The sequence below is a fragment of the Amycolatopsis sp. NPDC006131 genome (assembly GCF_040614175.1).
GTDB classification, from domain to species: domain Bacteria; phylum Actinomycetota; class Actinomycetes; order Mycobacteriales; family Pseudonocardiaceae; genus Amycolatopsis_E; species Amycolatopsis_E tucumanensis.
The window spans coordinates 63,607-82,283 of record NZ_JBEXTX010000013.1; the positions used below are offsets into that span (position 1 = coordinate 63,607).

Sequence of the window (18,677 nt, forward strand, 5' to 3'; positions counted from 1 at the left end):
GGAGGCTCCTGTCCGTCGGTCCGGTCCTTTCCCCACCGACGAACGGGATCCTCCCCTGAGGACAGGCTGTTCAGCCGGCGAGCGGCCCGGAGTACCGGCGGCTGTGGCTGACCACGAGGCTCTTCATCTGGCTGTACTGGTCCAGGACCAGCCGGTGGGACTCCCGGCCCACCCCGGTCGCCGGGGTGCAGGCGTAGGTCGCCGCCGACGAGTAGTTGTGGTAGCAGTTGGTCCAGACCCGGCTGGCCTTCACCGCGCGCCCGACGCGGTATGCGCGGTCGCCGTCGCGGGTCCACACCCCGGCGCCGGGCCCGTTGCGCGAGTCGTTGGCGATCGCGATCGCCTGCTCCTCGTCGGTGAACGAGGTGACCGCCAGCACCGGCCCGAACAGGTCCTCCCGGAACACGCGCATCCGGTTGTGGCCCTGCAGCACCGTCGGGGCGTAGAAGTAGCCGTCGGTGAACTCGTCGCCCACGGTCACCCGGTGCCCGCCGATCAGGACGGTCGCGCCTTCGCTCCGCCCGGTGTCCACACAGGACTCGAGCCGGGCGAGCTGCTCGGGGCCGCCCCGCGGGCCGACGCGGGTGGCGGTGTCCAGCGGGTCGTCGACCACCAGCTCGGCGATCCGCTCCAGGGCCCGCCCCACGAACTCGTCGTAGACCGGCTCCTGGACCAGCGCCCGCGACGGGCAGGTGCACACCAGTCCCTCGTCGGAGGCGGACCGCACCATCGCGTCCACCGCGCGGTCGAGGAAACCGTCCTCGTCGGCCAGCACGTCGGCGAAGAACACGTTGGGCGAGCGGGCTCCCACGTCCAGCCACACCGGCACCAGGTTCGGCGCCGCGCAGGACAGGATCCGCCGCCCGGTGGCGGTTTCGCCGCTGAACACGACCTTCGCGATCCGGCGGCTGCTCGCCAGATCGCGGCCGACGCCCTCGCCCCGGCCGGTGACGATGTTGAACACGCCCGGCGGGATCACCTCACCGATCACCTCGGCCAGCTTCAGCACCGACCACGACGCGTCCGAGGCCGGCTTGAGGACCGAGCAGTTGCCCGCGGCCAGCGCGGGCGCCAGGTTCCACGCCGCGACGAGCACCGGGAAATGCACCGGAAGGAACTGGGCGACCACGCCGAGCGGTTCCCGGAACTGATACGCCAGCACGTCGTCGTCGATTCCGGAGACGATCCCCTCCTCACCGCGCACGACGTCGGCGAAATAGCGGAAATGGTCGGCGGCGAGCGGAATGTCGACGCCAAGGGCCTCGCGAATCGGGCGCCCGGTCTCCCAGCTTTCACATACCGCCAGCATCTCGGCGTTGTCTTCGATCGCGTCCGCCGCGGCGGTGAGAATCGCGGCCCGGCGGGTGTGCGTGCACTCGCCCCAGGTGTCGCGCGCGACGTGCGCGGCGTCGAGCGCCAGCTCCAGGTCGGCGGCGCTGGAGTCGGCGGTTTCGCAGATCGTGCGCGCGGTCGCCGGGCTGATCACCGGCCGGTACCGGCCCTCGGTCGGGGCCAGCCATTTCCCCCCGATGAAATTGTCATAGTGAGGCAGCACCGGAACGGAACTGCCAGGCAACCCGGGAGGCACGTATCTCATTTCCGAAACTCCTCACCGTGCGCGACGGTCCCACCCAGCGAACGCGGTGCGCGTTGCCGGGGAAAAGGGGCGAAGGTCCCTAATCCAGTGGCGAACGGGCGATCAGCACAGGGCATTCGGCGTGGTGGATCAGCGCCTGTGCCGTGGACCCGAGCAGCATGCCGCGGAATCCGCCGCGGCCCCGGCTGCCCGCCACGAGCAGCTGCGCCCGCGCGCTCCAGTCCAGCAGCCGCGTGCGGGGCTGATCGCGCTCGGCCACGGCCCGCACGGTCACCTCCGGGTACTTGACCCGCCACGGCGCCAGCGACCGGTCCAGCACCTCGCGCTCGGCGTCCTCGCGGGGCGCCGTGCCAAAGGGGTCGCGCACGAACCCGAACGCCTCGGCCAGGTCGAAGTCGTTCCACACGTGCACGGCCACCAGTTCCACGTCCCGCGCGGCGGCTTCCTCGAAGGCCAGGCCGATCGCGGGCTCGGCAGGCGCGTACCCGTCGACGCCGACGACCACCGGCGCGTCGTCCGCGGGTTCCCCGCCGCGGACCACGGTGATCGGCGAGTGCCCGTGCACGGCCAGCGCCAGCGCGGTCGACCCGATCAGCAGGTCGCGCAGCGCGCTCCGCCCGGCCGATCCGAGCACCAGCATCCGCGCCGTGTCGGATTTCTTGACCAGCAACGGGATCGGGCCGTCCAGGCTCGCCTCGACCGTCACCGGGAGGTCCGGGTCGATCCGCCAGGCCTGCCGCCGCGCTCCGGCCAGCAGCCGCTCCGCGTGCAGCTCGTGCGCCGACAGCCAGTCCCCCGGCGGGAACGCCTCGCCGGCGAACGCGTCCGGGATCCCGAAGCCGTGCACCAGGATCAGGGGCAGAGCCATCCGCGACGCCTCGCGCGCGCCCCACCCGACGGCCCGCTGTGAACCGGGCGAGCCGTCCACGCCCACCACCACGCTGTTGCCGGCGCCTGCGAAATCCATGGTCTTCTCCCTGTCCCGGGCGGGCCGATCGCCGCACACCCAGCTTCCCGGCCCGCGGCCACGGGGCGAAGGGCACTTGGTCCTCGGTCGGCGAGGCCGAAGACCCCGCGAAAGTCCCCGCTTCAGGCGGTGGGCCTCAGGCGGTGGGCCTCAGGCGCTGGGCGCCACGGGCTGGCGCAGGACCGTCCGCAGCTTCTCCGGCGCGGCCCGGCGCGGGTCGCCGAGGTAGATCTCGTGGTGCAGACCGGAGTGCCGCAGCCCGTGCGCGGCGAGGTGGTCGCCGAGCCGCGCCAGCGCCGGGCCCTCGTCGTCGTACGGCCCGATGTGCAGCAGCTGGGCGCAGCGCCCCTCGTGCAGCGTGTGGAAGCGAACTCCGCCGATCGCGGGCAGCTGCTTCTTGGCGAGCGCGTCCTGCCGCGCCTGCTCGACCAGATCCTCGCCCACCCAGGGCGGCTGGCTGATCAGCATCGTCCAGTGCCAGGCGTCCTTCTCGCGCCGGGTGAACACGCCGTAGTCGTCGGCCCACCACAGCCCTTCCAGCGGCCCCACCACGAACTCCTCGCCCCCGGCGCGGCGGACGGCGAACTTGATCGTGTAGGCCACCGCGTACAGCGCCTGGACCGCCCGCGCGTACTCCGGCGAGGTGTTCGGGTCGCCGCTGCCGTCGATCGCGATGAACCGCTGCTCGGGCACGTCGACGAACGCCCAGTCGGTGTTCTTCGGCGCGTACAGCGCCTTGAGCTCCCGTTTCGGGTCGTAGCCGGGCATCGTCAGGCGTCCCCTTCGAGTGTGGCGCGATAGTCGGTCAGCCACCGCTGCTCGGCGGCGAGCTGGTGGAGCGAGAAGCCGAAGATCGCCCGGACGAAAGCCGGCGCGTCCGATTGGGCGTCGGCGGCGCGGCGGAGGGCGCCGAGGCGTTCGTCCAGCGCGGCGGCGCGCGCGGCCAGCGCCTCGCGCAGGCGCTCCGGCGGGATGAGCGGCTGGCTGGCCAGTCCGACCAGGACCGGCGGGAACACCGGCCGCAGCTCGGCGACGGCCGCCTCCGCCTCGGCCGCGCAGACCCGGCGGCCCTCCGGCGTCGGCCCGAACACCTTGCGCGCCTTGGCCCGTCCGGTGCCCGCGCTCGCGACCTCGGTGATCAGCCCGCGGTCACGCAGACGCCCCAGCAGGTAGTAGATCGAGCTGAACCCGATCTCGGTCCACTCCCGCATGCCGCGGGCCGTGATGACCTCGTCCAGCTCGTAGCCGTGCCGGGGCCGCTCGACGAGCAGGCCGAGCAGCGTCAGCTCGGCCGGGGTCAGTGCGGTCATCCGGTTACTCTAGCACTAGAACAACTACTCCACGGTGACGCTCTTGGCGAGGTTGCGTGGCTTGTCGATGTCCCGGCCGAGCTTGCGCGCGGTGTGGTAGGCCAGCAGCTGGAGCGGAATCGTGAGCAGGACCGGGTCCAGCTCCGGGCCGGCGGAGGGGATCCGGACCACGTCGTCGGCGCCGGGCACCGCCAGTCCGGTCGTGGTGACCGCGACGACCGGGCCGCCGCGCGCCTTCACCTGCTCGATCGTGCCGAGGTTCTTCGCGGCCAGCTCGTCGTCCGGGATCAGCACCACGCTCGGCATCGCGGGGTCCACCAGCGCCAGCGGGCCGTGCTTGAGCTCCGAGGCCTGGTAGGCCTCCGCGTGCACGTAGGAGATCTCCTTCAGCTTCTGGGCGCCCTCCCGCGCCACCGGCCAGCCGCGCACCCGGCCGAGGAAGAACACGTGCTCGGCGTCGGCGAACCGGCCGGCCAGCGACGCGATCCGGTCGGACTCCGCGAGCACCTCCCCGATCCGCTCCGGCAGCTCCGCCAGCGCGCCCGCGATCCGCCTGCCCTCGGCCAGCGAGAGGTCGCGGACCCGCCCCAGCGTGAGGGCGAGCAGCGCGAACGCCACGGCCATGTTCGTGAACGCCTTCGTCGAGGCCACCGAGATCTCCGGCCCGGCGTGCAGGAACACGCCGCTGTCGCACTCGCGCGCGATCGCCGAGCCCACGACGTTGACCGCGCCGACCACCCGTCCGCCCTTGCGCTGCAGCTCCTCCACCGTGGCGAGGGTGTCGGCGGTCTCGCCGGACTGGCTCACCGCGACGTAGAGGCAGTCCGGGTCCACCACCGGGTTGCGGTAGCGGAACTCGGCGGCCGGTTCCGCGTCGGCGGGCACCCGCGCCAGCTCCTCGACGAGCCCAGCGCCCACCTGCCCCGCGTAGTAGGCCGATCCGCAGCCGAGGAACTTGACCCGCCGGATGCCGCGCAGCTCGCGGGCGGTGAACCGGAGGCCGTCCAGACGCGCGGTGCCCAGCCGCTCGTCGAGCCGGCCGCGCAGCACCCGCTGCGCCGCCTCGGGCTGCTCGGCGATCTCCTTCGCCATGTAGTCCGGGAACCCGCCCAGCTCGTAGTCCCCCGGCACCTCCTCCACGACCGTGGGCTGCCGGTCGGCGCCGCTGCTGGTCTCGAACCCGTCCGCGCGGATCGTGGCCAGCTCGCCGTCCTCGAGGTAGACGACCTGCTGGGTGTGCCGGACCAGCGCGGCCAGGTCGGAGGCCACGTACATCTCGTGGTCGCCGAGCCCGAGCACGAGCGGGCTGCCGTGCCGGGCGGCGACCAGCACGTCCGGGCGCTCGGCGTCGAGCACGAGGAGCCCGTAGGTGCCCTCGACGTCGGCCAGCGCCGTGCGCACCGCTTCGGTGAGCGTGCCGCCGCGTTCGGCCGCGGCGGCGATCAGGTGGGCGAGGACCTCGCTGTCGGTGTCGGACACCAGCCGCACCCCGGAGGCGCTCAGCGCGGTGCGCAACGCGGTCGCGTTCTCGATGATCCCGTTGTGCACCACCGCGATCCGCCGCCCGGCGTCGGTGTGCGGGTGGGCGTTGGTGGCGGTGGCCGGGCCGTGCGTGGCCCAGCGGGTGTGCGCGATGCCGGTGGTGCTGCCCGCCAGGTTCGCGGTGAGCCGGGTCAGCTCCGCCACGCGCACGGCCGCCTTGCGCACCAGCAGCCTGCCGTCCCTGGCGAGCGCGACGCCTGCCGAGTCGTAGCCGCGGTACTCCAGCCGCCGCAGGCCTTCCAGCAGGATCGGCAACGCGGGCCGACGGCCCAGGTAACCCACGATTCCGCACATGGCGCGCCTTCCCTTCCGCGGCCGGGATGCTGTCGAAGTCGCCCGTCCGGCGACCGCCGTTACCGGGGTTCCCGCGGCGGGCGCGTCGTGCCCGGGTCCGTTTTCCGCTGCGGCAGGATGGCGGCATGAGCGACGAGGACTTGTTCGGCGCGGTCGGGCCGCGGCTGCGGGCGCTGCGCAAGCAGCGGCGCGTCACGCTGGCGCAGCTGGCCGAGGCGACGGGGATCTCGGTGAGCACGCTGTCGCGGCTGGAGTCCGGCGGGCGGAAGCCGACGCTGGAGCTGCTGCTGCCGCTGGCCCGCGTCCACCAGGTCACCCTCGACGAGCTGGTCGGCGCGCCGGAGACCGGGGATCCGCGGGTGCACGCCAAGCCGGTCGTGCGGTTCGGCGTGACGATCGTGCCGCTGACCCGGCGGCCGGGCGGGCTGCAGGCGTTCAAGATGATCTACCCGCCCGGGAAGCCCTCGCGCGAGCCCGAGCAGAAGGTGCACGAGGGCTACGAGTGGATGTACGTGCTCTCCGGGCGGCTGCGGCTCGTCCTCGGCGACCACGACGTGATCCTGACGCCCGGCGAGGCCGCGGAGTTCGACACCCGCACGCCGCACTGGTTCGGCAACCCCGGCCCGGAGCCTGCCGAGATCCTCAGCCTGTTCGGCCCGCAGGGGGAACGGCTGCACGTCCGGGCACGACCGAAAGGCGAGTCATGAGCGGCTTCGACGCCGGCGCGATCCGGGTGATCGCGTGCGACATCTTCGGCACCACCGTCGACTGGTACAGCGGCGTGCGCGACCAGGTCGCGCCGGTCTTCGCCGAGGCCGGGATCGACGTGGACGCGGGCGAGTTCACCTCCGCGTGGCGGGACAGGTACCTGCCCTCGATGGGCCGCGTGCAGGACGGCTCACGGGAGTGGGCCGTCCTGGACACGCTGCACCGCGAGTCGCTGGACGCGCTGCTCGACGAGCACGGCGTGTCCCTCGGCGAAGACGCCCGGCGCCGGCTGGTGCGCGCCTGGCACCGGCTGCCCGCGTGGCCGGACGCCGCGGCAGGCCTGGCGCGGCTGCGGTCCCGGCACGTCGTGGCGGCGCTGTCGAACGGCGGGTTCGCGCTGCTCACCCACCTGGTGAAGGACGCCGCCCTGCCGTTCGACTGCATCCTGTCCGCCGAGCTGGCCCGCGACTACAAGCCGTCCGCGGCGGTGTACCGGACCGCGGCCGGCCTGCTGGACGTGGCGCCCGGCGAGGTGCTGACGGTCGCCGCCCACGCCTGGGACCTGGCGGGCGCACGCGCGGCCGGGCTGCGCACGGCGTTCGTCGAGCGGCCCGCCGAGAAGGGACCACACCGCCAGGCCGACCGGCCCGGGGACTTCCCCGCCGATCTGGTGGCCTCGGACTTCGGCGAGCTGGCCGGCCTGCTCGGCTGCTGAACGCCGTGCCGTATAGGTCGTTATACAGCCTCAGCCGTTGGCCTGGGACGGGTCCATCCAGATGATCTCCCAGTTGTGGCCGTCCGGGTCCTCGAACACGCGCTGGTACATGAACCCCTGGTCCATCGGGTCGCGGGTCTCCCGCCCGCCCGCGGCGACCGCCTTGTCCACCAGGGTGTCCACGGCCTCCCGGCTCTCGGCGGACAGGGCCAGCAGCACCTCGGTGGACTTGGCGCTGTCGGTGATCTGCTTGTCGGTGAAGGTCGTGAAGAAGTCGTTTCTCAGCAGCATCGCGTAGATCGTGTCGCTGAACACCAGGCAGGCCGCGTTCTCGTCGGTGAACTGCGCGTTGAACTCGTACCCCAGGTCGGACCAGAACTTCTTGGCCCGGTCCAGGTCGGCGACGGGCAGGTTCACGAAGATCATCTGATTCGTCATGTCCGCACCCTATGACCGGATCGCCGCCGCGCGCTTCTCCTATCTTGCGCTTCCGCCGACCCGCACCGGCGCCGCGGGCGCGCCGGCCTCGATCACCCGCCAGCGGAACCCGGTGCTTCCAGCGGGGACTCGCCGTCCTCGACGCCGCCGCCAGGCGTGATCCACGCGGCCGTACCCGGCAGCGCGATTCCCGTGCGGCGCAACGGGCTCCGGTCGTCGTCCAGCACGACCGCATCCGCACTCTCATCCGGACAGCGAGACCGGTCACGCTCCCGGTCCAGCTCGCCCGTCACGTCGAGCGGGATCAGCGGCGCCGGGCCGGCCAGCTCGCTCGCCGGCGCCGGGTGGTAGGCGAAGTTCTTGGCACGGGCGCCGCCGTCGACGACCAGGTCGCAGCCGGTGATCAGGCGCGCGTAGTCCGAGCACAGCCACGCCACCGCGTGCCCGATGTCGGTCGGGGTGCCGGTCGTGCCCATCGGCACCAGCGGCACCCGCTCCCCCGCCCACCGCGACGGGCGGCGCCACTCCTCGTCGCCGTCCGCGCCGCCGATCCCGGCCCGGCGCGGCCTGTCCAGCACGCCGCCCGGCCCCTGCTCCGCGATCAGCGCCGGGTTGTCCGGGGTCGGCGCGGTCGGGGTGAAGCTGTTGACGCGGATCCCGTACGGCGCGAGGTCCATCGCCGCCGCCCGGACGAAGTTGTTGACCCCGCCCTTGTGGAACGCGTACGCGATCACCCCGGCGCTGCCGGACCAGCCGTTGGACGACGAAATCGCCACGATCGAGCCGCGGATCCCCCGCTCCGCCATGTGCCTGCCGACCAGCTGGGTGTTGAGGAAGTTGCCCATCGCGGCCACGTTCACCGCGCGCTGGAAGAAGTCCGGGCTCTCGTCCAGCACCCCGCGCCCGCCGAGCAGCGCCGCGTTGTTGACCAGGATGTCGACGTGCCCCCAGGCGTCCACGACGGTCGCCAGGTACTCGCGGACCTGCTCGGGGTCCGTCACGTCGCCGGGGACGGCCATCGCGGTGCCCCCGTTGCGCTCGATCCGGTCGGCCGCGGCCTTCGCCGCCGCCGGGTCCAGGTCGTTGCACGCCACCTTGGCGCCGTAGCGGGCCAGCGCGAGCGCGATGCCGCTGCCGATGTTCGGCCCGGCGCCGGTCACCAGCGCCACCTTGCCGTCGAGCGAGATCTCCATCAGACGTCCTCCTCCGGGAAGTGACAGGCGGCCTGGTGGCCGGGCGCGAGCTCGCGCAGCAGCGGCGTTTCCACGGCGCACTTGTCCCGCGCCCGCGGGCAGCGGGTGCGGAACCGGCAGCCGCTGGGCGGTGAGATCGGCGACGGCGGCTCGCCGCGGATGGTGACCGGACGGCGGTTCGCGGCCGCGTCGGCGTCCACGTGCGGGATGGACTCCAGCAGCGCGACCGTGTACGGGTGGCGGGGCGCGCGGTAGATCTCCTCCGCCGGGCCGATCTCGCACAGCTGCCCGAGGTGCATCACCCCGACCCGGTCGCTGACCTGCTTGACCAGCGCCAGGTCGTGGGAGATGAACAGGTAGGACAGCCCCAGCTCCGACCGCAGCCGCTCGAACAGGTTGAGCACCTGCGCCTGGATCAGCACGTCCAACGAGGACACCGCTTCGTCGCACACGATCAGCGCCGGGTCCAGTGCCAGCGCGCGGGCGATCGCGACCCGCTGGCACTGCCCGCCGGACAACTCGTGCGGGCGCCGCCGCCCGAACGTGTCCGGGTTCAGGCCGACGAGGTCCAGCAGGTCCCGCGCCCGGCGGCGCCGCTCGGCGGCCGGCGCGGTGCGGTAGCCGACCATCGGCTCCTCGACGATGTCGGTGACGCGCCACCGCGGGTTGAGGGAGCCGAACGGGTCCTGGAACACCATCTGCACGTGCCGCCGGGCGTCCGCGAGCCGGCGGCCCTTCACGGTCGCGAGGTCCACGCCGCGCAACCGCACGGAGCCCGCCTTGGGCCGCGGGGCCTGCAGGATCGAGCGGGCCAGGGTCGACTTGCCCGAGCCGGTCTCCCCCACCACGCCGAGCGTCTCGCGCGGACGGATGTCGAACGACACATCGGACAACGCGTGCACCACGCCGCCACGCGTGCCACCCCGGCCCCGGACGGTGAACTCCTGCACCAGGTTGCGTGCTTCCAGCAGCGGTTCTTCCACAGTGGTCATCGGTGCGCTCCGTGCGGAGTGGACAGGCCGGCCCGCCCGGCCGCACCAGACAGGGAGCTCGCCGCCGTCATGCGTCCTCCTCGCAAGGGTGCCAGCACGCCCACGCGTGTCCCGGCTCGTGTTCGGTCAGCGGGGGTGCCTCGGCCACGCAGTCGGAGGCCGCGCGGTCGCACCGGGGCGCGAACGGGCACCCGGGCGGCAGGTTCGTCAGGTCCGGCGGCTGGCCCGGTGTCACCGGCAGCTCGGCGTGCGGCGGGCGCTCCACGCGCGGGATCGCGCCCAGCAACGCCTTCGTGTACGGCATCCGCACCCGCGAGAACAGCACCGGCGCCGCGGCGTACTCCACCGCCCGCCCGGCGTACATCACGATCACGTCGTGCGCGTAGGTCGCCGCCAGGCCGAGGTCGTGGCTGATCAGGATGATCGCCGTGCCGAGCCGTTCCTGCAGTTCCAGCAGCAGCTCCATGATCTGCGCCTGCGTGGTCACGTCCAGCGCGGTCGTCGCCTCGTCGGCGATCAGCAGCTTCGGGTCCGCCGCCAGCGCGATCGCGATCATCACCCGCTGCCGCATGCCGCCGGAGAGCTGGTGCGGGTACTCGTGGAACCGCCGCTCCGGGGCCGGCAACCGCACCAGCTTCAGCAGGTCCATCGCGCGGTCCCGCGCCGCGCGCCGGTCGTGGTCGCCGTGCGCCCGCACCGCCTCGGTGATCTGCACGCCGATCCGCATCGTCGGGTTCAGCGACCGCGCCGGGTCCTGGAACACCATCGCCAGGTCCGCGCCCCGGTGCCGCCGCATCCGCCGCTCGGACAGGCCGAGCAGCTCGACGCCGCGGTAGCGCGCCGATCCGGTGATCCGCGCCGTCGGCGGCAGCAGGCCCATCAGCGCCCGCGAGCTGACCGACTTGCCCGACCCGGACTCGCCGATGATCGCCAGCGTCCGGCCTGCTTCCAGCCGGTAGGACAACCCGTTCACCGCGCGGACCGTGCGCCCCCGGGCCGCGAACGTCACGTGCAGGTCCTCGACCTCCAGCAGCGTCCCGGTCCGCACGGACGCCGGGGTGGTCAGTTCGTCGATGCTCATCGGCCGCTCCAGCGTCCCCGTAGCGTCTCGCCCAGCAGGTTGAATGCCAGGACGGTCACAAAGAGCGCCAGGGACGGCCAGACCACGAGCATCGGCGTCGCCGACAGGCTCGCCTGTCCCTGGGAGATCATGTTGCCCCAGCTCGGCGCGGGCGGCGGGATGCCGAGGCCGAGGAAGCTCAGCGCGCCCTCGATCACGATCACGATGCCCATGCCGAGCATCGAGAACGTCACCAGCTGCGGCGCGATGTTCGGCGCGAGGTGCCGGAACAACATCCGCCACACCCGCGTGCCGGACAGGTGCGCGGCGACCATGAACGGCTGCTCCCGCAACCGCAGGGTCGCCGCACGGGAGATCCGCGCGAACGCGGGCACCGAGAAGAACGCCAGCGCCAGGATCGTGTTCACCTGGCTCGGCCCGAGGCTCTGCGCCACCGCCAGGGTCAGCACCAGCGACGGGAACGCGATCAGCACGTCCAGCACGCGCATGATCACCGCGTCCACCGCGCCGCCGAGGTAGGCGCTCACCGCGCCGAGCGTGCCGCCGGCCAGCAGGCCCAGCACGTTGACCGCGACGCCGACGATCAGCGACGACCGCCCGCCGTGCAGGAGCCGGGACCAGACGTCGTTGCCGTTGGGGTCGGTGCCCAGCAGGTGCCCCGGCGAGAACGCGGGCAGGTTCGACTCCAGCACGTCCCCGCCGATCGGTTCGGGCACGGAAGCGACCAGCGGCCACAGGAAGCACGCGCCGAACACCAGCGCGAGCAGGGCCAGCGGGACGCCCAGTTCGACGTGCCGCAGCCAGCCGCGCACCCGTGACGGACGCGCCGCGGGCAGCGCCGTGGGCAGATCAACCGTCGCCATAGCGGATCCTCGGGTCGAGTACGGCGTAGAGCAGGTCGGTCAGCAGGTTGGCGGCCACCGCGACCACGGCGAAGACCACCACGCAGGCCTGGACCACGACGAAGTCGCGGCTGTTGATGGCCGACAGCAGCATCTGCCCGATGCCGGGCAGCGCGAAGATCTGCTCGATGATCACGGTCGCGCCGATCATCGTGCCCAGGTTGAGCCCGACCACCGTGATCAGCCCGAACGCCGAGTTCCGGAAGGCGTGCCGCAGCAGCACCTGCCACGGCCCGATCCCCTTCGCCCGCGCCGTGGTGATGTAGTCCTCGCCGTGCAGCTGGTCCACCAGGTCACCGCGCAGGAACCGGGTGTAGAAGCAGAACAGCGGGAACGCGATCGCCAGCGCGGGCAGGAACAGCGAGTGCAGGTTCGCCCCCAGCCCCTGCTCCAGCGGCACGAACCCGATGGCCGGGAACGCCGCCAGCTGCACCGCGAACACCAGCACGAGCAGCAGCGCGAGCACGTAGTTCGCCAGCGACAGGCCGGTGATGCTGACCAGCATGCTCACCCGGTCGGTGAGCCGGTTCGGGCGGCGCGCCGCGATCAGGGCGACCGGGATCGCCAGCCCCAGCGACAGCACGAACGCCAGCCCCACCAGCTCGCCGCTGACGGCCAGCCGGGAGCCGAGCTCGTCGGTCACCGGCTGCCCGCTGACCAGCGAGTTCCCGAGGTCGCCGGTGACCGCGCCGCCGAGCCAGTCCAGGTAGCGCACCACCGCGGGCCGGTCCAGCCCCATCTGCTGGTTGAGCGCGGCGATCTGCTCGGGCGTGGCCTCCGGGCCGAGCAGCAGCTGCGCCGTGTCCCCGGGGATCAGGCTCAGCACCGCGAAAGTGAGAACGCTGACGCCGAGCACGATGGGGACCGCGGTGAGCAGCCGCCGGGCCACCAGCCGCAGCGCCGGCGAGGCCAGTGGCCCCGGCAGCCGCCGCGGCGCGCCGATCGCCGTCACCGGCTCGTCCAGACCTGGTCCCACAGCACCCCGGTGTTGACCAGGACCGGCGGGATCTTCGTGGTCAGGCCGGGCCCGTGCACGCCGGCCGCGGTGACGTTGGCCGGGGCGAACGCCAGGATGTAGGGCGCGTAGGCGTTGTCGCTGATCCGCTTGCCCGCCTGCAGGTACAGCGTCTCCCGGGTGGCCGGGTCGACGGTGGCCGCGGCCTGGTTGAGCAGGTCGTCCAGGGCCGGGTCGTTGACCCCGCTGAACGGCGAGGTGGCGGCGAAGCGGAACCCGACGCCGACGCCGGCCGCGGGATCCCACGCCCCGGCGGTCTGCAGCATGGCCTGCCACTTGTTCGAGTTGAAGTTGCCGATCAAAGCGTTGAGCTGGTCGGAGTGGATCGTGGTCTTGATGCCCACGGCCTCCCACTGGCTCTGCAACGCGGTCATCACCTGCTCGGCGACGTAGCTCTTGAGCGTGCCGAGGTCGACGGTGAGCCCGCCCAGCTCGGCGACCAGCGCGCGGGCCTTGTCCGGGTCGTAGGTCCGGTACCCGTCGATGGTGTCGTGGTGGAACAGCCCGCCCGGCCCGGTGAAGGTCTGCGCGGCCGGGTACCAGTCCTTGAACAGTCCCTTGCGGATCGCGTCCACATTGGTCGCGTAGTAGACCGCCTCGCGCGCCTTCTGGTTGTCGAACGGCGCGGTCTTGGTGTTGAGCTGGATCAGGTACGGCGAGGTGGGCGGCTGGATGGTGACGGTGAGCTGCTTGTTCGCCTGCGCCTGCTCGATCAGCGGGGTGGTGTTCATGCCCTCGTAGGCCTGCGCCTGCCCGGCCAGGATCGCCTGGTAGGCGGGCTGGTCGCCGCCGACCGACTTGAACGTCAGGTTGTCCAGGTAGGGCAGCCCGGGCTTGAAGTAGTTCTCGTTGCGGGTCAGCTTCAGCTCCGAGGACAGCTGGTTGGACACCACCTTGAACGGGCCCGCGCCGACCGGGGTGATCTTGAACTGCTCCGGGCCCATCTGCTGCAGCGCGGTGGGCGAGGCGATCCAGTTCACGTTGGACACCACCATCGAGTTGATCACCGCGCCGTACGGGCGGGTGAACCGCAGCACGACCGCGTTGCCCTCGACGCTGATGCCGTTCTGCTCGGCCAGCGGCCACCGCGGGGCGCAGGTGCAGGTCGAGGTGATGTTGCGGCGGAAGTTGAAGGCGACCGCCTCGGCGTCGAACGGCGTGCCGTCGCTGAACTTCACGCCGTCGCGGATGGTGATGCGGATGGTCCGGTCGCCGTCGGCCAGCTCGTAGCCGCTGGCCAGTTCCGGGACGACGCGGGCGTTGCCGCCGTCCTCGTCCGCGGTCAGCGCGAACAGGCCGCCGAAGATCGCGCTCATCTGGGACAGGTTCGCGCCGCCGGTCGTGTTGGTGGCCGGGTCCAGTCCGCTGGGCCAGGCGCCGGCGAAGGAGTTCAGCTCCAGCACGGTGATGCTCCCGCCGCGTTGCGGGGGCCCGGCGGCCGCGCCGCCCTGACCGGCCTGGCCCCCGCCGCCACAGGCGGCGAGCAGGATCAGCGCCGCGAAGGCGGCGAGGAAACGTGGGATGGGTGTGCGCATGTCGATCTCCCGCTTCGTTGCGGAGCCGCCATCGGGGGGTGGGGAGGTGTGTCGCGCCAGTGCTCGTGGACTCAGTGCTCGTGGACTCAGTGCTCGTGCACGATGACGCCGCGGATGTTCTTGCCGTCCAGCATGTCGGCGTAGCCGTCGTTGACCTGGTCGAGCGTGTAGCGCCGGGTGATCAGCTCGTCGAGCTTCAGGTCGCCCGAGCGGTACAGGCCGAGCAGCCGGGGCACGTCGTAGAGCGGGTTGCTGTCGCCGAACAACGCGCCGCGCAGCTGCCGCTGGTAGCCGATCAGCATGCCGGCCGGGAAGTGCACCGCGTGCTCGTCGATCTTGCCGACGGCGGTGACGGTGACCTTGCCGCCCTTGCCGGTGACCTGCACGGCCGCGTTGACGATCTCCTCGGTGAGCACGCCGGGCGTGCAGATGGCGTGGTCGGCGAGCTGGCCCCAGGTGGTTTCCACGACGAAGTCGTGTGCTTCCTTGGCGGTGGCGAAGGTGTGGGTGGCGCCGAAGACCTTCGCCATGTCCCGCTTGAACTCCACGGGATCGACCACGACGACGTTCTTCGCCCCCGCGTAGCGGGCCCCTTGCACGGCGTTGCTGCCGACGCCACCGGCGCCGTAGATCACGACGGTCTCCCCGGCACGCACGCCCGCCGCGTGCACCGCCGAGCCCCAGCCGGTGGGCACGCCGCAACCGACCAGCGCGCCGATCTCGAACGGGATGTCCTCGGGCAGCCGCAGGCAGGCCCACTCGGACACCACCGCGTACTGCGAGAACGTGCCGAGGGTGCAGAACCCGCCGAAGTCCTCGCCGTCGGCGTGGAAGCGGAACGTGCCGTCGGCGAACATGCCGGTGGAGGCGTTCTTGCCCTCGTCGCACATGTTCTGGTGCCCGGTCGAGCAGGGACGGCACTTCCCGCAGGCGGGGATGTAGGAGCAGACGATCCGGTCGCCCGGTTTGACCCGGGTGACGTGCGGGCCGATCGATTCGACGACGCCGGCGCCCTCGTGCCCGCCGACGATCGGCAGCCGCACCGGGGCGTCGCCCTTGGTGATGTGGTCGTCGGAGTGGCACAGCCCGGCGGCGTGGAACTTGACGCGCACCTCGTGCGCCTTCGGCTCGTCCAGCTGCAGCTCGGTGATCTCCCACGGGCGGTGGGGCGCGCGGGCGATGGCGGCGCGGGTGGTGATGGTCATGGTCGCGGTCCCCTCAGTGCTCGTGGACGATGACGCCGCGGATGTTCTTGCCGTCGAGCATGTCCTGGTAGCCCTGGTTGACCTCGTCCAGCGAGTAGCGCCGGGTGATCAGCTCGTCCAGCTTCAGGTCGCCCGAGCGGTACAGGCCCAGCAGCCGCGGCACGTCGTAGAGCGGGTTGCAGTTGCCGAACAACGCGCCCTGCGCCCGCCGCTGGTAGCCGATGAACAGGCCCGCGTTCGCGTCGATCCAGCCGCCACCCACGGCGGTGATGGTGACCTTGCCGCTCTTGCCGACGACGTCGAGGGCGCGGGCGATCACCTCGTCGTGCAGGACACCGACGGTGATGATCGCGTGGTCGGCCAGCTGGCCCCAGGTGGTCTCGACGACGAACTCGTGTGCCTCCTTCGCGTCGGCGAAGGTGTGGGTCGCGCCGAAGACCTTCGCCATGTCCCGCTTGAACTCCACCGGGTCCACCACGACCACGTGCTTGGCGCCGGCGTAACGCGCGCCCTGCACCGCGTTGCTGCCGACGCCGCCCGCGCCGTAGATCACCACGGTCTCCCCCGCCCGCACGCCCGCCGCGTACACCGCCGAGCCCCAGCCGGTCGGCACGCCGCAACCGACCAGCGCGGCGATCTCGAACGGGATGTCCCGCGGGATCGGGATGCAGGAGAATTCCGACACCACGGCGTACTGCGAGAAGGTGCCGAGCACGCACAACCCGCCGAAGTCCTCGCCGCCGGCGTGGAAGCGGAAGGTGCCGTCGGGGAACTCGCCGGTGGACGCGTTCTTGCCCGCGTCGCACAGGTTCTGGTGCCCGGTGGAGCAGTAGCGGCACTGGCCGCACGCCGGGATGAAGGAGCAGACGACGTGGTCGCCGGCCGCGACGCGGGTGACGTCCGCGCCGACGGCCTCGACGACCCCGGCGCCCTCGTGCCCGCCGACCACGGGGAAGCGCATCTGCGCGTCGCCCTTCTGGATGTGGTCGTCGGAGTGGCACAGGCCGGCCGCGTGGAAGCGGATCCGGACCTCGTGCGCCTTCGGCTCGTCCAGGTCGAGGTCGATGATCTCCCAGGGGCGCCGGGGTTCCCGGCACACCGCGGCTCGCGTGGTGATGGTCATGAAGGTCCCCGTTCGCTGACGTGGGGTGGTTCGACCCACCTTCGCTTCGGGCCCCGGGCGGCACCAGCGCCCTTTCCACGTCACGAAAACCTTGCACCCGGCCGGGCTCAGGCCGCCGTGATCACCTCCTCGGCCACCCACCTGGCGACGCCCGGCGGGTAGGGCGTGGGCAGACCGAGGACGAAGTGGGTGAAGCCGGCGCCGGCGGCAGCGCCGATCGCCTTGCGGGTGTCGCCGGGCCGTTCGTAGGAGACCGGCAGGTGGATCGACCGCGTGATCGCCGCCGGGTCGCGGCCGATCTCGCGGCAGTAGCGGTCGAGCAACGCGCTGCGCTCGACGGCGTCGTCGAGGTCGCCGCCGGGGATGTTCCACAGGTCCGCGTGCTCGGCGACCACCCGCAGCGTCGCCTTCGCGCGGCCGCCGACGAGGATCGGCGGGCCGGGACGCTGCACCGGTTTGGGGTTGCCGAACGCTCCGGTGAGCCTCACGTGGGCGCCGTCGAAGTCGAACGGCCGCTCCTCGGTCCACAGGCGGCGGATGACGGTCAGGGCCTCAGCGAGGCTCGCGGTGGCGTCCGCGGCGTCGTGGAACGGCAGGCCGTGTGCCTCGTACTCGCGGCGGGCGAGCGGGTGGCCGGGCCGCGAGCCGACGCCGATGCCGAAGTCGAGGCGGCCGCCGGAGACGACGTCCACGGTGGTGGCGATCTTGGCCAGCACCGCGGGCGGGCGGAACCGGTTGCTGGTCACCAGGAGCCCGAGGCGCAGGCGGCTGGTCTGCGCGGCCAGGGCGGACAGCAGGGTCCAGCCTTCGAGGATCGGGCCGTCCGGATCGCCCGCGATCGGCATGAGGTGGTCGAACAGCCAGGCGTGCTCGATCTCGGGGATGGCGTCGGCCTCTTGCCAGACGCGGCGGATGTCGTCGTAGCCGGCCTGCATGGGCGCGGTCATGATGCCGAAACTGGGCATGCGGGGTTCCTATCGGCGTCGCCGAAGCGACGGGTCGAGCAGCGCGGGCCGGGTGTCGACCTTCTCGCCGGGGGCGAGGTCGGTGCCGGGGGCGACGATCGAGTCGATGGCGTCGAGCACGTCGGCGGGCAGCACCACGTCGGCGGCCGCGAGCTGCGAATTCAGGTGGTCCAGGGTGCGCGGGCCGATGAGCGCGGTGCTCACGGCCGGGTGGGCGAGCACGAAGCCGAGCGCGAGCTGGATCATCGTCAGGCCGGCCTCGTCGGCGACCTTCGCCAGCTGCTCGACGGCGTCGAGCTTGGCCCGGTTGACCGGCAGGGCGGTGTCGAAGCGCTCGGGCATGTTCGCGGAGCGGTTGGTGCGGAACTCCCGGTCCGCCCGGATGGCGCCGGAGAGCCAGCCCGACGCGAGCGGGCTCCACACCAGCACGCCCATCCCGTACTGCTCGGTGACCGGCAGGACGTCGGCCTCGGCGGCCCGCTGCAGGATCGAGTAGCCGGGCTGCTCGGTGGCGAACCGGCCCAGGTGGTGCTCGCGGGCCGCCCACTGGGCCTGCACGATGCGGTAGGCCGGGTAGGTCGACGAGCCGAAGTAGCGGATCTTGCCCGCGCGCTGCAGGTCGGTCAGAGCCGAGAGGGTCTCCTCGTCGCTGGTCGCCGGGTCCCAGCGGTGGATCTGGTAGAGGTCGACGTGGTCGGCCCCGAGGCGGCGCAGGCTGCGGTCCAGCTCGGTGACCAGCCAGCGGCGGGAGGCGCCGCGGTGGCTGTGGTCGTCGTCGACCGGCAGGCCCGCCTTGGTGGCGAGCACGAGGTCGTCGCGGCGGCCGGCGATGGCGCGGCCCACGATCTCCTCCGAGCCCGGGTAGAAGTCGGCGGTGTCGATCAGGTTGACGCCGGCGTCGAGCGCGGCGTCGACGATGGCGTTCGCCTCGTCCTGGGTGGTGCGGCCGATCGCGCCGAAGTTCATCGCGCCGAGCGACAGTGCGCTGACGCGCACGCCGGTGTGGCCCAGGGTGCGGTACTGCAAGGTGGTGTCCCCTCTATGCTGGGAGCAAGCGGAACGTTGCTCCGCTACTCACGATACGGAACCTTGTTC

18 protein-coding genes are annotated in these 18,677 nt (G+C 72.3%); 2 read left to right on the top strand and 16 right to left on the bottom strand.

The window, feature by feature from the left end; all coding sequences use genetic code 11:
- Window positions 1-70: 70 nt before the first annotated feature.
- From ABZ215_RS10190 to glmS, 5 genes are all read right to left on the bottom strand, one after another.
- Entirely contained in the window at window positions 71-1,597 is a 1,527-nt protein-coding gene (locus ABZ215_RS10190) for an aldehyde dehydrogenase family protein (RefSeq protein ID WP_354949178.1), read from the bottom strand.
- Between the two features lie 79 nt (window positions 1,598-1,676).
- Window positions 1,677-2,564 (bottom strand): universal stress protein, encoded by an 888-nt coding sequence (locus tag ABZ215_RS10195; RefSeq protein ID WP_354949180.1) that lies wholly within the window; start codon window positions 2,562-2,564, stop codon window positions 1,677-1,679.
- A 150-nt stretch (window positions 2,565-2,714) separates the two neighbouring features.
- Entirely contained in the window at window positions 2,715-3,332 is a 618-nt protein-coding gene (locus ABZ215_RS10200) for a GyrI-like domain-containing protein (protein WP_354949182.1), read from the bottom strand.
- A gap of 2 nt (window positions 3,333-3,334) precedes the next feature.
- Entirely contained in the window at window positions 3,335-3,874 is a 540-nt protein-coding gene (locus tag ABZ215_RS10205; RefSeq protein WP_354949184.1) for a PadR family transcriptional regulator, read from the bottom strand.
- 24 nt (window positions 3,875-3,898) lie between these two features.
- The gene (gene glmS / locus ABZ215_RS10210) at window positions 3,899-5,710 is read right to left on the bottom strand and encodes a glutamine--fructose-6-phosphate transaminase (isomerizing) (RefSeq protein ID WP_354709029.1); all 1,812 of its coding nucleotides are present in this window, start codon (window positions 5,708-5,710) and stop codon (window positions 3,899-3,901) included.
- Between the two features lie 125 nt (window positions 5,711-5,835).
- Here glmS and ABZ215_RS10215 point away from each other — a divergent pair, with 125 nt between their 5' ends.
- The gene (locus ABZ215_RS10215; protein ID WP_020418007.1) at window positions 5,836-6,417 is read left to right on the top strand and encodes an XRE family transcriptional regulator; all 582 of its coding nucleotides are present in this window, start codon (window positions 5,836-5,838) and stop codon (window positions 6,415-6,417) included.
- Complete coding sequence (locus ABZ215_RS10220; RefSeq protein WP_354949186.1) at window positions 6,414-7,133, top strand: haloacid dehalogenase type II; 720 nt, start codon at window positions 6,414-6,416, stop codon at window positions 7,131-7,133. Before ABZ215_RS10215 ends, ABZ215_RS10220 begins: the two co-directional genes overlap by 4 nt.
- 30 nt (window positions 7,134-7,163) lie before the next feature.
- On the opposite strand, the gene ABZ215_RS10225 is transcribed toward ABZ215_RS10220, so the two are convergent.
- From ABZ215_RS10225 to ABZ215_RS10275, 11 genes are all read right to left on the bottom strand, one after another.
- Window positions 7,164-7,571 (bottom strand): VOC family protein, encoded by a 408-nt coding sequence (locus ABZ215_RS10225; RefSeq protein ID WP_039791441.1) that lies wholly within the window; start codon window positions 7,569-7,571, stop codon window positions 7,164-7,166.
- A 92-nt stretch (window positions 7,572-7,663) separates the two neighbouring features.
- On the bottom strand, window positions 7,664-8,764 hold the full coding sequence (locus ABZ215_RS10230) for an SDR family oxidoreductase (RefSeq protein ID WP_354949188.1): 1,101 nt from the start codon (window positions 8,762-8,764) through the stop codon (window positions 7,664-7,666).
- Window positions 8,764-9,756 carry an ABC transporter ATP-binding protein gene (locus tag ABZ215_RS10235; RefSeq protein ID WP_354949190.1) on the bottom strand — a complete coding sequence of 331 codons (993 nt, stop codon included), beginning with the start codon at window positions 9,754-9,756 and terminating at the stop codon, window positions 8,764-8,766. The genes ABZ215_RS10230 and ABZ215_RS10235 overlap by 1 nt, the downstream gene beginning before the upstream one ends.
- A gap of 67 nt (window positions 9,757-9,823) precedes the next feature.
- Window positions 9,824-10,837 carry an ABC transporter ATP-binding protein gene (locus ABZ215_RS10240; RefSeq protein ID WP_020418013.1) on the bottom strand — a complete coding sequence of 338 codons (1,014 nt, stop codon included), beginning with the start codon at window positions 10,835-10,837 and terminating at the stop codon, window positions 9,824-9,826.
- Entirely contained in the window at window positions 10,834-11,700 is an 867-nt protein-coding gene (locus ABZ215_RS10245) for an ABC transporter permease (protein WP_354949192.1), read from the bottom strand. The genes ABZ215_RS10240 and ABZ215_RS10245 overlap by 4 nt, the downstream gene beginning before the upstream one ends.
- Entirely contained in the window at window positions 11,687-12,715 is a 1,029-nt protein-coding gene (locus ABZ215_RS10250) for an ABC transporter permease (RefSeq protein ID WP_354949194.1), read from the bottom strand. Before ABZ215_RS10250 ends, ABZ215_RS10245 begins: the two co-directional genes overlap by 14 nt.
- Entirely contained in the window at window positions 12,688-14,289 is a 1,602-nt protein-coding gene (locus tag ABZ215_RS10255; RefSeq protein ID WP_020418016.1) for an ABC transporter substrate-binding protein, read from the bottom strand. The genes ABZ215_RS10250 and ABZ215_RS10255 overlap by 28 nt, the downstream gene beginning before the upstream one ends.
- An 86-nt stretch (window positions 14,290-14,375) precedes the next feature.
- On the bottom strand, window positions 14,376-15,494 hold the full coding sequence (locus ABZ215_RS10260; protein WP_354949197.1) for an NDMA-dependent alcohol dehydrogenase: 1,119 nt from the start codon (window positions 15,492-15,494) through the stop codon (window positions 14,376-14,378).
- Between the two features lie 13 nt (window positions 15,495-15,507).
- Window positions 15,508-16,617, bottom strand: coding sequence for an NDMA-dependent alcohol dehydrogenase (locus tag ABZ215_RS10265; protein WP_237334797.1), 1,110 nt, complete (start codon window positions 16,615-16,617; stop codon window positions 15,508-15,510).
- A gap of 107 nt (window positions 16,618-16,724) precedes the next feature.
- Window positions 16,725-17,582 (bottom strand): LLM class flavin-dependent oxidoreductase, encoded by an 858-nt coding sequence (locus tag ABZ215_RS10270; protein ID WP_354949200.1) that lies wholly within the window; start codon window positions 17,580-17,582, stop codon window positions 16,725-16,727.
- A gap of 9 nt (window positions 17,583-17,591) precedes the next feature.
- A complete protein-coding gene (locus ABZ215_RS10275; protein ID WP_020418020.1) occupies window positions 17,592-18,608 on the bottom strand; it encodes an aldo/keto reductase in 1,017 nt (338 codons plus the stop codon).
- Window positions 18,609-18,677: the final 69 nt, after the last annotated feature.